We start from the raw sequence: 12,965 nt of genomic DNA on the forward strand, positions 1-12,965 counted from the left end.
GGACAGATGTCCACCCGCCCCCAGCAGCCGGATCCGGTGCCCGAGGGCGCCGTACCGGACCCCGCACAGGATCTGCCCGCCCCCGGGGAGCGGGAGCGGGCCGAGCCGCCGCCGGAGCCCGGGGCGGACGCCGCCACCGGCCCGGACGGCGCCGACCAGGACGACACCTCGCGGGTCCTGGCCGAGCTGGAGGACCGGTGGCGGCGCGCCCTGGCCGACCTGGACAACCTCCGCAAGCGCCACGCCCGGGAGCTGGAACGTGAGCTGGCCGCCGAGCGGGCCCGTACGGCCACGGCCCTGCTGCCCCTCATCGACAACCTCGAACTCGCCCTGGCCCACGCCGAGGCCCACCCCGGGGCGATCGTCGACGGCGTCAAGGCGGTGCGCGACCAGGGCGTGGACGCCTTCGCCCGCCTCGGCTACCCCCGCCACTCCGAGACGGGGGTGCCGTTCGACCCGACCCGGCACGAGGTGGTCGGCGTGGTGGAGGACCCCGAGGCCGAACCCGGGACGGTGGTCGAGGTGCTCCGCCCCGGCTACGGCGACGCGGACCACCAGCTCCGCCCGGTCGCCGTGGTCGTCTCCCAACGGGAGTGACCGGCCGTGGCCCGGGACTTCTACGACATCCTCGGCGTCTCGCGGGGCGCGAGCGCCGACGAGATCCAGCAGGCGTACCGCAACCTGGCCCGTAAGCACCACCCGGACGTCAACAAGGACCCGCGGGCCGAGGAGCGCTTCAAGGAGCTGGGCGAGGCGTACAGCGTGCTCTCCGACCCCGCGACCCGTGCCCGCTACGACCGGTTCGGCGAGGACTTCCGCAAGATCCCCGAGGACTGGGAGGAGCGGGTCGGCACCGGTGCCGGGGGTGGCGGTGGCGGCTTCCGTGGCTGGACCACCGCGGACGAGGGCGGCCGCCGGGTCCGGGTGGTCCGCGGTTTCGGTGACGACGCCGAAGGGGCGGGCGTCGACTTCGAGGACCTCTTCGGATCGCTCTTCGGCGCCGGTGGCGGCGGACCCGGCGCCGGTCGTGGCGGCGTACGCATGGACGTCCCCGGGGCCGACCAGGAGGCCGAACTGCCGCTCACCGTCGAGGAGGCGTACCGAGGCGGACAGCGTGGCGTCACCCTCGCCGGAGACGGGGGACAGCGCACCTACGAGGTCGACGTCCCGGCCGGGGTCACCGACGGTCAGCGCGTCCGGCTGGCCGGACAGGGCGGCCGGGGCAGTGGCGGCGCCCCGGCGGGCGATCTGTATCTGCGGGTGCGGATCCAGCCGCATCCGCGGTTCCGCCTGGACGGCCGGAACATCCACGTCCAGCTGCCGGTCGCCCCCTGGGAGGCCGCGCTCGGCGCCACCGTGCCCGTGCCCACGCCCGGCGGCACCGCCAAGGTCACCGTCCCGGCCGGATCCTCCAGCGGGCGGCGGCTGCGGCTGCGCGGCCAAGGTATGCCCAACCCCCGTGGCGCGGACGGCGATCTCTACGCCGAGATCAGCGTCAAGGTGCCGCCCCACCCCGGCGACCGGGAGCGCGAGCTGTTCGAGAAGCTCGCGGCCGCCTCCTCGTTCGACCCCAGGAGGCCGACATGAGCACCCATGCCACCGGGCCGTACACGGCCACCCCGGCCACCCCGGCCACTCCGGACAGCTCGGCCACCCCGGACACCCCGCCCACCGCCGGTGTCCGCTTCGCCCTGGTGCCCGTGCGCACGCTCTCGCTGGAGACCGTGGCCCGCCGGTCCGGACTCCACCCCGATCTGGTGCGGCGCCTCGTCTCCCTCGGCCTCGTCGGCGCCGAACGCGACGCCGCGGGACGGCTGGTGTTCGCCCCCACCGCTCCGGCGACGCTCGCCCGAATCCAGCGGCTGCGCTCCGGACTGTGCCTGAACTACGCATCCATCGGTCTGGTGCTCGATCTGCTCGACCGCATCGACCGGCTCGAAACGGCGCTGCGCCGCGGCGGCACGAGGAGTGATCAACCACCATGGATATGAACCGTCTCACCCAGAAGTCACAAGAGGCCCTCCAGGACGCCCAGTCCACGGCCGTACGGCTCGGTCAGACCGAGGTCGACGGAGAGCATCTGCTCCTCGCCCTCCTGGACCAGCCCGACGGCCTGGTGCCCCGGCTGATCAACCAGGTCGGCGCCGACCCCACCGCGCTGCGCACCATGCTGGAGTCCGAGGTGGCCCGTAGACCGAAGGTCACCGGACCTGGTGCCGCCCCCGGCCAGGTCTTCCTCACCCGGCGGCTGGCCCAGGTGCTGGACGAGGCGGAGCAGGAGGCCAAGCGGCTCAAGGACGAGTATGTGTCGGTGGAACACCTCGTCCTCGCACTCGCCGACGAGGGCTCCGGCAGCGCCGCCGGACGGGTGCTGAAGAGCCACGGCGTCACCAAGGAGGCGTTCCTCTCCGCCCTCACCCATGTCCGCGGCAGCCAGCGCGTCACCTCCGCCAACCCCGAAGTGGCCTATGAGGCGCTCGAGAAGTACGGCCGTGACCTGGTGCTCGAAGCCCGCTCCGGCCAACTCGACCCGGTCATCGGCCGGGACGCCGAGATCCGCCGGGTGACCCAGATCCTCAGCCGCAAGTCCAAGAACAACCCCGTGCTCATCGGCGACCCCGGAGTCGGCAAGACCGCCATCGTCGAGGGTCTGGCCCAGCGCATCGTCCGCGGCGACGTTCCCGAAGGGCTGCGCGAGAAGACCGTGTTCGCCCTCGACATGGGCTCCCTGGTGGCCGGGGCCAAGTACCGCGGTGAGTTCGAGGAACGGCTGAAGGCCGTGCTCAGCGAGGTCAAGGCGGCCTCCGGGCGGATCCTGCTCTTCGTCGACGAACTGCACACCGTGGTCGGCGCCGGAGCCGCCGAGGGCGCCATGGACGCCGGGAACATGCTCAAGCCGATGCTGGCCCGCGGCGAACTGCATATGATCGGCGCCACCACCCTCGACGAGTACCGCAAGCACATCGAGAAGGACGCCGCCCTGGAGCGCCGCTTCCAGCAGGTCCTGGTGGAGGAGCCCGGGGTCGAGGACACCATCTCCATCCTGCGCGGACTGCGCGAACGCCTCGAAGTGTTCCACGGGGTGAAGATCCAGGACACCGCCCTGGTCGCCGCCGCCACCCTCAGCCACCGCTACATCAGCGACCGGTTCCTGCCGGACAAGGCCATCGACCTGGTCGACGAGGCATGCGCCCGGCTGCGCACCGAGATCGACTCCATGCCCGCCGAACTGGACGAGATCACCCGCCGGGTCACCCGGCTGGAGATCGAGGACGCCGCGCTCTCCAAGGAGACCGACCCGGCGAGCGAGGCCCGGCTGGCGGAACTGCGCAGGGAGCTGGCCGATCTACGGGCCGACGCCGACGCCAAACACGCCCAGTGGGAGGCCGAACGGCAGTCCATCCGCCGGGTGCAGGAGCTGCGCCAGGAGCTGGAGCAGGTCCGCCTGGAGGCCGAGGAGGCCGAGCGCGCCTACGACCTCAACCGCGCCGCCGAACTGCGCTACGGACGGCTCCGGGAGCTGGAGCGCAGACTCGCCGCCGAGGAGGAACAACTCGCCGCCAGACAAGGCGAGCACCGGTTGCTGCGCGAGGTCGTCACCGAGGACGAGATCGCCGAGATCGTCGCCGCGTGGACCGGTATCCCCGTCTTCCGCCTCCAGGAGGGCGAACGGGAGAAGCTGCTGCGGCTGGACGAGATCCTGGCCGAGCGGGTCGTCGGCCAGGACGAGGCCGTCACACTGGTCTCCGACGCCATCATCCGGGCCCGGTCCGGCATCCGCGACCCGCGCCGTCCGATCGGCTCGTTCATCTTCCTCGGCCCCACCGGCGTCGGAAAGACCGAACTCGCCAAGACCCTCGCCGCGGCGCTGTTCGACTCCGAGGACAACATGATCCGGCTGGACATGAGCGAGTACCAGGAGCGGCACACCGTCAGCCGGATGCTCGGCGCGCCACCCGGTTACGTGGGTTTCGAGGAGGGCGGGCAGCTCACCGAGGCGGTGCGGCGCAAGCCGTACTCCGTGGTGCTCTTCGACGAGATCGAGAAGGCGCACACCGATGTGTTCAATACGCTGTTGCAGGTGCTCGACGACGGGCGGATCACCGACTCCCAGGGCCGGGTGGTCGACTTCCGCAACACCGTGATCATCATGACCTCCAACATCGGCTCCGAACATCTGCTGGACGGCGTGACCTCACAGGGCGAGCTCAAGCCGGATGCCCGCGGTCTGGTCATGGCCGAACTGCGCGCCCACTTCCGGCCCGAGTTCCTCAACCGGGTCGACGACATCGTGCTCTTCAAGCCGCTCGGCGAACCCCAGATCGAGCGCATCGTGGAGCTTCAGTTCGACGAGTTGCGCACGCGGCTGGCCGAGCGCCGGATCGGCGTCGAACTCACCCCGTCCGGCCGCGAGGTGATCGCCCACGAGGGCTACGACCCGGTGTACGGCGCCCGTCCACTGCGCCGCTTCATCTCCCACGAGGTCGAAACGCTCATCGGACGCGCCCTGCTGCGCGGCGATGTCCAGGACGGCGCCGTCGTCCGGGTCGACGCCCAGCACGGTGAACTCGTGGTCACCTACGAGCGGAACGGGAAGAGGTGAAAGGCCATGGCCATCGAATCCGACCCGCATCTGTCCATGGTGCGAGAGGTCACCCCGCAGACCCCCGAGGGGTGCGAGGAATGTCTGCGCATCGGCTCCCCCTGGGTCCATCTGCGGCTCTGCCTCACCTGCGGCCACGTGGGCTGCTGTGACTCCTCACCGCTGAAACACGCCCGCGCCCACGCCTACGCGGAGCAGCACCCCATCGTGGAGCCCCTGGAGCCGGGGGAGGAGTGGCGGTGGTGCTTCGCCCATGAGTCCCTGGTCTGACGCGCGGTGCCGGAGGCGGTGTCCGTGTCCGCTGGACAGCGGGTCAGATGATCTCGCGGATGGCCGCTTCGAACCCTTCCACATGGCTGGCGGCCAGGGCGGCGGCCTTCTGCGGATCGCCGTCGATGACGGCGCGCAGCAGTGGTCCGTGCTCGCGCACATGCCCGGCCAGCCCGGGCAGCCGGTCGATGAACAGGCACCAGATACGGGTGGCCAGGTTGTCGTAGCGGATCAGGGTGTCCTGGAGGTACGGGTTGTAGGTGGTGGCGTAGAGGGCCCGGTGCACGGCCATGTCCAGCCGGATCAGATCCGCGCCGCCGTCGGCGTCGGCGGCGCTCTCGTTCTCCAGCCGGGTCAGCAGCTCGCCGAGTCCGGCGCGGTCGCGCTCGGTGGCGCGCTCGGCCGCGAGGGAGGCGGCGAGCGGTTCGAGCTGCTGGCGGACCTCGGAGATATGGCCGAGGTCGGCGATCTGGACCTCGGTGGCGAAGGTGCCGCGGCGGGGATAGGCGACGATCAGCCGCTCGGTCTCCAGACGCTTGAGCGCCTCCCGCACCGGGGTGCGCCCGAAGCCCAGCTCGGCGGCGATCCGCTCGTCGTTGACGGGCTCGCCGGGGCGGATGCCCAAGGTCACCAGACGTTCGGAAATCGCCTGGTAGGCGCGGTCGGCCAGGCTCTCGGCGCCGTGGCCCGCGACTGCTGAAGAAGTCACCCGGATCCCTCCCTTGACGCGCCCGGAGGCGCACTCCTACCGTACCTCAACAGCCAACTGATATATCAGTCGCCTTCTAGTCGGTCCGCAAGGGAGTTCTGATGACTGCCGCCACCCCCGACCAGCGAGCGGCTCGCTCCGCGGTGCTCTCCGAACGGCTCCATGACGCCGACCCCGAGGTCTCCGCGGCCATCGAGGCGGAGCTGGCCCGCCAGCGCGGGACACTGGAGATGATCGCCAGCGAGAACTTCGCCCCGCTCGCCGTGATGCAGGCGCAGGGCTCGGTGCTCACCAACAAGTACGCCGAGGGCTACCCCGGCCGTCGTTATTACGGCGGCTGTGAGCATGTGGACGTCATCGAGCGGCTCGCGATCGAGCGGGTCACGGCGCTCTTCGGGGCCGAGGCGGCCAATGTGCAGCCGCACTCGGGCGCGCAGGCCAACGCGGCCGCCATGGCGGCGCTGCTCGAGCCCGGTGACACCATCCTGGGACTCGACCTGGCGCATGGTGGCCATCTCACCCATGGGATGCGGATCAACTTCTCCGGGCGGCTGTACACGGTGGCCGCGTACCAGGTCGGCGAGGATGACCACCGCATCGATATGGAGGGGGTCCGCGAGCTGGCCCGGGAGCACCGGCCGAAGCTGATCGTGGCCGGGTGGTCCGCGTATCCGCGCCAGCTGGACTTCGCCGCCTTCCGGCGGATCGCCGACGAGGTCGGCGCCTATCTGATGGTGGACATGGCCCACTTCGCGGGTCTGGTGGCGGCCGGGCTGCACCCCTCGCCCGTACCGCACGCCCATGTGGTGACCACCACGACCCATAAGACACTCGGCGGCCCGCGCGGCGGAGTGATCCTCTCGACCCGGGAGCTGGCCAAGAAGATCAACTCGGCGGTCTTCCCCGGCCAGCAGGGCGGCCCGCTGGAGCATGTCATCGCGGCCAAGGCGGTCGCGTTCGGCCTGGCGGCCCGGCCCGAGTTCGCCGAACGGCAGCGGCGCACCCTGGAGGGCGCCTCGATCCTCGCCGCGCGGCTGCTGGCCGCGGACGCCGCGGACGCCGGGGTGAGCGTGCTGACCGGCGGCACGGATGTGCATCTGGTCCTGGTGGATCTGCGCCACTCCCAGCTGGACGGGCAGCGGGCCGAGGACCGGCTGCACCAGGTGGGCATCACCGTGAACCGCAACGCCGTACCCTTCGACCCCCGCCCGCCGATGGTCAGCTCCGGCGTCCGGATCGGCACCCCCGCGCTCGCCGCCCGTGGCTTCGGCGCCGAGGAGTTCCACGAGGTGGCGGACATCATCGCCACCGCGCTCCTGCCCGGCTTCGACGAGCGGGTGTCCGCCGCGCTGCGCGAGCGCGTCCAGGTCCTCGCCGACCGCTTCCCGCTCTACCCCGGCGGTGTCCCGGCGGCGCGGTCCCGTAACCCCCAGCCGTCCGCTGCCCAGGAGGCCGACGCGTGATGCACTCCGCGAACACCCCGCCCACCCCCGGGGACGTGCTGCCCGACCACTCCGACTTCCTCTGGCGCAACCCCGACCCCAAGCCCTCCTACGACGTGGTGGTCGTCGGGGGCGGCGGCCACGGACTGGCCACCGCCTACTACCTGGCGAAGAACCACGGCATCACCAATATCGCCGTCCTGGAGAAGGGCTGGCTGGCCGGCGGCAACATGGCCCGCAACACCACCATCATCCGCTCCAACTACCTGTGGGACGAGAGCTCCGGGATCTACGAGCACTCCCTGAAGCTGTGGGAGACCCTGGAGGAGGACCTCGACTACCCGATCCTGTTCAGCCAGCGCGGGGTGCTCAACCTCGCGCACAGCCTCCAGGACGTACGCGACAGCAAGCGCCGGGTCCACGCCAACCAGCTCAACGGCATCGACGCCGAGTGGCTGGAGCCCGACGAGGTGGCCAAGGTCTGCCCCATCGTCAATGTCTCCTCCGACGTCCGCTACCCGGTGCACGGCGCCACCTACCAGCCGCGCGCGGGCATCGCCAAACACGACTACGTGGCCTGGGGATTCGCCCGCCGCGCCAATGACCTGGGCATCGATCTCATCCAGGACTGCGAAGTCACCGGCATCGACATCAGCGACGGCCGGGTGACGGGTGTGCGCACCACCCGCGGCCCGATCGCCGCCGGGAAGGTGGCACTCGCCGCCGCCGGACACTCCTCCGTCCTGGCCACCATGGCTGGACTGCGGCTGCCGTTGCAGAGCCATCCGCTCCAGGCGCTGGTCTCCGAACTCCTGGAGCCGGTGCACCCCACGGTCGTGATGTCCAACGCGGTACATGTCTATGTCTCCCAGGCGCACAAGGGCGAACTCGTCATGGGCGCGGGCATCGACTCCTACAACGGCTACGGCCAGCGCGGCGCCTTCCACATCATCGAACGCCAGATGGCCGCCGCCCTGGAGCTCTTCCCCGTGTTCGCCCGCGCCCACATGCTGCGCACCTGGGCCGGGATCGTCGATGTCACCCCGGACGCGTCACCCATCGTCGGACTCACCCCGGTCCGGGATCTCTACCTCAACTGCGGCTGGGGGACCGGTGGTTTCAAGGCCACCCCCGGGGTCGGCTGGTGTTTCGCACACACCGTCGCCACCGGTGAACCCCACCCCTACAACGCGCCCTTCACCCTGTCCCGGTTCACCACCGGCGCACTGATCGACGAACACGGCGCCGCCGCCGTCGCCCACTGACGGCCGCCGAGCGAGGAGACCCCATGCAGCTCATCGACTGCCCCTGGTGCGGTGTGCGCGAAGAAGCCGAATTCCACTACGGCGGACAGGCGCATATCGCCCACCCAGAGGACCCGCACGCCCTGGACGACGAGCAGTGGGCCCAGTACGTGTTCTTCCGCGACAACCCCAAGGGGCCCTTCGCGGAGCGGTGGACACACGCCGCCGGATGCCGCCGCTGGTTCAACGCCCTGCGCGACACGGTCACCCATGAGTTCCTCGCGGTCTACCGCGTCGGTGACCCGCCCCCCGCCGTCCGTACCGCCCCCGCCACCCCCCGCACCGCCACCGGCGCACAGCCGCGGCAGGGCCAGGAGGCCACCTCATGAGCAACGCGTACCGCACCGCGGGCCACGGCCAGATCGACCGCGGCACCACCCTCTCCTTCGTCTTCGACGGTGTGATGTACACCGGGCACCCGGGGGACACCCTCGCCTCGGCCCTGCTGGCCAACGGTGTGCACCGGGTGGCCACCGGCATCAAGTACGGCAGGCCGCGCGGCATCATGGCCGCCGGTGTCGAGGAGCCCAACGCGCTGGTGCAGATCGAGGCGCCCTTCCCCGAACCGATGCTCACCGCCACCACCGTGGAGCTCTACGACGGGCTGGTCGCGCGGGGCCTGGGCGGTCAGGGCCGGCTGAGCGACCAGCCGGACCCGGCCCGCTACGACACCCTGCACGCACACTGCGACGTCCTGGTCGTGGGCGCCGGACCGGCCGGACTCAGCGCGGCGCTCACCGCCGCCCGCTCCGGCGCCCGGGTGATCCTGGTGGACGAACTGCCCCGGCCCGGCGGCTCGTTGCTCAGTGGCCGACGGACCCTGGACGGTGCCCCGGCGGCCGCGTGGGTCCAAGCCGTCACCGACGAGCTGGCCGCCTGCCCCGATGCCACGGTGCTCAGCCGCACCACCGCCTTCGGCCACTACGACGACGGTCTGGTGCTCGCCCTGGAGAAGCGCACCGACCACCTCGGCGCCGCCGCGCCCGCCCATGTGTCACGGCAGCGGATCTGGCGGATCCGGGCCCGTCAGGTCGTCTACGCCACCGGGGCCTACGAACGGCCCGTCGCGTTCGACGACAACGACCGCCCCGGCATCATGCTCGCCGGTTCGGCCCGTACCTACCTGGGCCGCTTCGGAGTCGTGGCCGGGCGGCGGGCCGTGGTGTTCACCACCCAGGACTCCGCCTACGACGCCGTCTTCGACCTGGCCGACGCCGGTGTCCACATCGCCGCCGTCATCGACGCACGCGAGAGCGTGGCCGCCCATCTGCTGGCCGCCTGCGCCGCACGCGGTATCGAGGTGCGCCCCGGACACGTGGTGACGGGCACCAGTGGGATCGACCGGATCTCCCGCGCCCATGTCGCCCGCTTCGACGACGGCGCACTGGGCGAACGCCAGGGCGTGGACTGCGATCTGCTGCTCGTCTCCGGCGGCTGGAACCCGGCCGTGGCGCTGTTCAGCCAGGCCGGTGGCCCGTTGGTGTACGACCCGGAGCCGGGCGCGTTCGTCCCCGCGGACGCGCTGCCCACCGTGCGGACCGCCGGGTCGGCCCGGGGCCTCGCCACCCTCGCCGGCTGCCTGGCCGACGGGACGGACGCCGCCGCGCGGGCGCTGTCGGCGCTGGACCGCCGCGTGTCCCCGGCCCCGCTCCCGGCGGTGGCCGTGGCACCGCCCGCCGCGCCCGGCCGGGTGCTGTGGCGGGTGCCCAGTCCGCAGGACGCGCCCGACGGCTCCCACCAGTTCGTCGACCTCCAGCGCGACGCCCTGGTGACGGACGTGCTGCGGGCAACCGGCGCGGGGCTGCGGTCGGTGGAACACGTCAAGCGCTACACCACCATCGGCACCGCCCATGACCAGGGCCGCACCTCGGGCGTGCTGACCTCCGGCATCGTCGCCGAGGCCCTGGGCGTGGACATCGCGGACCTGGGCACCACCCGGTTCCGACCGCCCGCGGTGCCGGTGGCCTTCGCCGCCTTCGCCGGGCGCGACCGCGGTGAGCTGTTCGACCCCGCACGCGTCACCGCGCTGCACCCCTGGCATCTCGAGCACGGTGCGCTGTTCGAGGACGTCGGACAGTGGAAGCGCCCCTGGTACTACCCCCGCGGCGGGGAGACGATGGACGCGGCCGTGCTGCGGGAATGCCGGGCGGCGCGCGAGGGCGTCGCGATGATGGACGGCTCGACCCTCGGGAAGATCAACGTCCAGGGCCCGGACGCCGGTGAACTGCTGGACCGGCTGTACACCAACCTGATGAGCACCCTGAAGCCCGGCCGGATCCGCTACGGCGTGATGTGCGGGGTCGACGGCATGGCCATGGACGACGGCACCGTGATCCGGGTGGCGGAGGAGGAGTTCCTGCTGACCACCACCACCGGAAACGCCGCCAAGGTGCTGGAGTGGATGGAGGAGTGGCTCCAGACGGAATGGCCGGAGCTGCGGGTGCACCTCACCTCCGTCACCGAGCACTGGGTGACCATCCCCCTGGTGGGTCCGCGCGCCCGGGACGTGTTGGCCCTGGTCGCCCCCGGCCTCGACGTCGGCAGCGACGCCTTCCCGTTCATGTCCTGGCGCGACACCACCGTGGCCGGTGCCGCGGCCCGGGTCTGCCGGATCAGCTTCTCCGGTGAACTCGCCTACGAGATCAACGTACCGGCGTGGGACGGCATCGCGGTGTGGCGGGCGCTGTACGCGGCGGGCGCCCCCTTCGGCCTCACGACCTACGGCACCGAGACGATGCATGTGCTGCGCGCCGAGAAGGCGTACCCCATCATCGGCCAGGACACCGATGGCACCGTCACCCCGCAGGATCTCGGTATGTCCTGGGTGGTGTCCAAGAAGAAGGCCGACTTCGTGGGCAAGCGCTCCTTCGCCCGGCCGGAGAACCAGCGCCCCGACCGCAAGGAACTGGTGGCGCTGCTGCCCGCCGACGAGCGGAGGCTGCTGCCGGAGGGCGCCCAGATCATCGCCACCAGCAGCGTCCCCGCACCACCGGTGCCCATGCTCGGACATGTCACCTCCAGCTACCGCAGCGACGCCCTGGGCCGGACGTTCGCGCTGGCGCTGGTGCGGTCGGGCGCCCGCCGGATCGGCGAAACCCTCTATGTGCCGCTGGACGGCGAGACCGTCCCGGTGACCGTGTCCGAGCCCGTGCTCTTCGACAAGGAGGGAGCTCGCCGTGACGGTTGAGACACCCCTGCGCTTCAGCCCGCTGGACGGGTGGCAGAACACCTTCGACCGGCTGCCCGACGGTCTGGACATCAGGGAGATCCCCTTCCTGACCCAGCTCTCCCTGCGGGTGGAGCCCGGCAGCCCGGCGGCCCGGGCCGCCGAGGACACCTTGGGTATCGCCCTGCCCGGGCCCTCGCGCGCGGATATGTCCGGGGAGGTGAAGGCCCTGTGGCTGGGGCCGGACGAATGGCTGCTGGTGGCGCCGCCGGACCGGGGCCAGGACCTGGCGACGCGGCTGCGCGCGGCGATCGGCGACGCGTTCGCCACCGTCACCGACGTCTCCGCCCAGCGCACCACCCTGGCCGTCTCCGGACACCTCACCCGTGAGGTGCTGGCCCGCGGCTGCGCCATCGACCTCGATCCGCGGGTGACCCCGGTCGGCTCCTGCCTCACCACCCTGCTGGCGCAGGCCGGGGTGACGCTCGTGGTCCGGGGCGTGGCGGCCTCCAGCGTCTGGCTGCTGGTCCGTTCGTCCTTCGCCGAGTACGTGGCCGGCTGGCTCGTCGACGCCTCCACCGAGTACCGGGGTGGCTCATGAGCCACCGCTTTCTGCTCACCCTCACCTGCTCCGAACGCCCCGGTGTCGTCCACGCCGTGACCTCGTTCCTGCTGCGGCACGGCTGTGACATCACCGAACACCAGCAGTACGACGACACCGAGCACGGAAGTGTCTTCCTGCGCACCGCGTTCACCGCGCATGACGCGGACCTCACCCTCGACCGGCTGCACAGCGCCTTCGCACCGGTGGCGGCGTCCTTCGGGATGGAATGGCAGCTGTGGGACGCCGGAGCGAGGCCCCGGGTGCTGGTGATGGTGTCCCGGTTCGACCACTGTCTGGCGGATCTGCTCTACCGCTGGCGCAGCGGTGCCCTGGACGCGGAACTGGTCCTGGTGGTCTCCAACCACCCGGACCTCGCCGCTACGGCCGAGGCCGCCGGTGTGCCCTACGCGCACGTACCGGTCACCCCGGACACCAAACCGAGGGCCGAGGCACGGCTGCTCGAGCTCATCGACGAACACCGCGTCGATCTGGTGGTCCTCGCCCGCTATATGCAGGTGCTCTCGGACGACCTGTGCAAGCGGCTCGAGGGCCGCGCCATCAACATCCACCACTCCTTCCTGCCGAGCTTCGCCGGAGCCAAGCCCTACCACCAGGCGTACCGGCGCGGGGTGAAGTTCGTGGGCGCGACGGCCCACTACGTCACGGCCGATCTCGACGAAGGACCGATCATCGAGCAAGAGGTGATCCGGGTGGACCACCGCGCCACCCCGGACGACCTGATCACCGTCGGCCGCGACGCGGAACGACTGGCACTGGCCCGCGCCGTCAACTGGCACTGCCAGGGCCGAGTACTCCTGCACGGCAATCGCACCGTCATCTTCAACTGACCCACCGCCGACCCGGTCC

Annotated in this window: 10 protein-coding genes and 1 pseudogene; 10 read left to right on the forward strand and 1 reads right to left on the reverse strand. The window is 71.5% G+C overall.

Annotated features, from left to right (window positions below):
* The first annotated feature begins 6 nt into the window (after nucleotides 1-6).
* From AB0C66_RS31545 to AB0C66_RS31565, 5 genes are read left to right on the forward strand one after another with little or no spacing between them, the layout of a single operon-like run.
* On the forward strand, nucleotides 7-597 hold the full coding sequence (locus tag AB0C66_RS31545; protein ID WP_362446339.1) for a nucleotide exchange factor GrpE: 591 nt from the start codon (nucleotides 7-9) through the stop codon (nucleotides 595-597).
* A 6-nt stretch (nucleotides 598-603) separates the two neighbouring features.
* Nucleotides 604-1,587, forward strand: a complete 984-nt coding sequence (locus AB0C66_RS31550; RefSeq protein WP_362446342.1) for a J domain-containing protein — start codon at nucleotides 604-606, stop codon at nucleotides 1,585-1,587.
* Nucleotides 1,584-1,991: a chaperone modulator CbpM gene (locus tag AB0C66_RS31555; RefSeq protein WP_362446345.1), complete on the forward strand. Its 408-nt coding sequence runs from the start codon at nucleotides 1,584-1,586 to the stop codon at nucleotides 1,989-1,991. The genes AB0C66_RS31550 and AB0C66_RS31555 overlap by 4 nt, the downstream gene beginning before the upstream one ends.
* Nucleotides 1,982-4,603 (forward strand): ATP-dependent chaperone ClpB, encoded by a 2,622-nt coding sequence (gene clpB, locus AB0C66_RS31560; protein ID WP_362446348.1) that lies wholly within the window; start codon nucleotides 1,982-1,984, stop codon nucleotides 4,601-4,603. Before AB0C66_RS31555 ends, clpB begins: the two co-directional genes overlap by 10 nt.
* A 6-nt stretch (nucleotides 4,604-4,609) precedes the next feature.
* On the forward strand, nucleotides 4,610-4,873 hold the full coding sequence (locus AB0C66_RS31565; protein WP_362446351.1) for a UBP-type zinc finger domain-containing protein: 264 nt from the start codon (nucleotides 4,610-4,612) through the stop codon (nucleotides 4,871-4,873).
* 43 nt (nucleotides 4,874-4,916) lie between these two features.
* On the opposite strand, the gene AB0C66_RS31570 is transcribed toward AB0C66_RS31565, so the two are convergent.
* A complete protein-coding gene (locus AB0C66_RS31570; protein WP_362446354.1) occupies nucleotides 4,917-5,582 on the reverse strand; it encodes a GntR family transcriptional regulator in 666 nt (221 codons plus the stop codon).
* A gap of 101 nt (nucleotides 5,583-5,683) precedes the next feature.
* On the opposite strand from AB0C66_RS31570, the gene glyA reads away from it, so the two are divergent.
* The 5 genes and pseudogenes from glyA to purU all read left to right on the forward strand — a co-directional run bounded on the left by glyA (nucleotide 5,684) and on the right by purU (nucleotide 12,946).
* Nucleotides 5,684-7,045 (forward strand): serine hydroxymethyltransferase, encoded by a 1,362-nt coding sequence (glyA, locus tag AB0C66_RS31575; protein ID WP_362446357.1) that lies wholly within the window; start codon nucleotides 5,684-5,686, stop codon nucleotides 7,043-7,045.
* A complete protein-coding gene (locus AB0C66_RS31580) occupies nucleotides 7,045-8,289 on the forward strand; it encodes a sarcosine oxidase subunit beta family protein (protein ID WP_362446634.1) in 1,245 nt (414 codons plus the stop codon). The genes glyA and AB0C66_RS31580 overlap by 1 nt, the downstream gene beginning before the upstream one ends.
* Nucleotides 8,290-8,312: 23 nt before the next feature.
* Nucleotides 8,313-11,515, forward strand: a pseudogene (locus tag AB0C66_RS31585) (sarcosine oxidase subunit delta family protein).
* Nucleotides 11,505-12,095: a sarcosine oxidase subunit gamma family protein gene (locus tag AB0C66_RS31590; protein WP_362446360.1), complete on the forward strand. Its 591-nt coding sequence runs from the start codon at nucleotides 11,505-11,507 to the stop codon at nucleotides 12,093-12,095. The pseudogene AB0C66_RS31585 and the gene AB0C66_RS31590 overlap by 11 nt, the downstream one beginning before the upstream one ends.
* Nucleotides 12,092-12,946, forward strand: coding sequence for a formyltetrahydrofolate deformylase (gene purU / locus AB0C66_RS31595; protein WP_362446363.1), 855 nt, complete (start codon nucleotides 12,092-12,094; stop codon nucleotides 12,944-12,946). The genes AB0C66_RS31590 and purU overlap by 4 nt, the downstream gene beginning before the upstream one ends.
* The last annotated feature ends 19 nt before the right edge of the window (nucleotides 12,947-12,965 follow it).

This window comes from Streptomyces sp. NPDC048636 (assembly GCF_040650655.1).
Taxonomy (GTDB): Bacteria; Actinomycetota; Actinomycetes; order Streptomycetales; family Streptomycetaceae; genus Streptomyces.

Excerpts from the sequence above, each read along its gene's own strand:
- AB0C66_RS31545 (WP_362446339.1), top strand. The coding sequence starts at position 7 with ATGTCCACCCGCCCCCAGCAGCCGGATCCGGTGCCCGAGGGCGCCGTA.
- AB0C66_RS31555 (WP_362446345.1), top strand. The coding sequence starts at position 1,584 with ATGAGCACCCATGCCACCGGGCCGTACACGGCCACCCCGGCCACCCCG.
- clpB (WP_362446348.1), top strand. The coding sequence starts at position 1,982 with ATGGATATGAACCGTCTCACCCAGAAGTCACAAGAGGCCCTCCAGGAC.
- AB0C66_RS31565 (WP_362446351.1), top strand. The coding sequence starts at position 4,610 with ATGGCCATCGAATCCGACCCGCATCTGTCCATGGTGCGAGAGGTCACC.
- glyA (WP_362446357.1), top strand. The coding sequence starts at position 5,684 with ATGACTGCCGCCACCCCCGACCAGCGAGCGGCTCGCTCCGCGGTGCTC.
- AB0C66_RS31580 (WP_362446634.1), top strand. The coding sequence starts at position 7,045 with ATGCACTCCGCGAACACCCCGCCCACCCCCGGGGACGTGCTGCCCGAC.
- purU (WP_362446363.1), top strand. The coding sequence starts at position 12,092 with ATGAGCCACCGCTTTCTGCTCACCCTCACCTGCTCCGAACGCCCCGGT.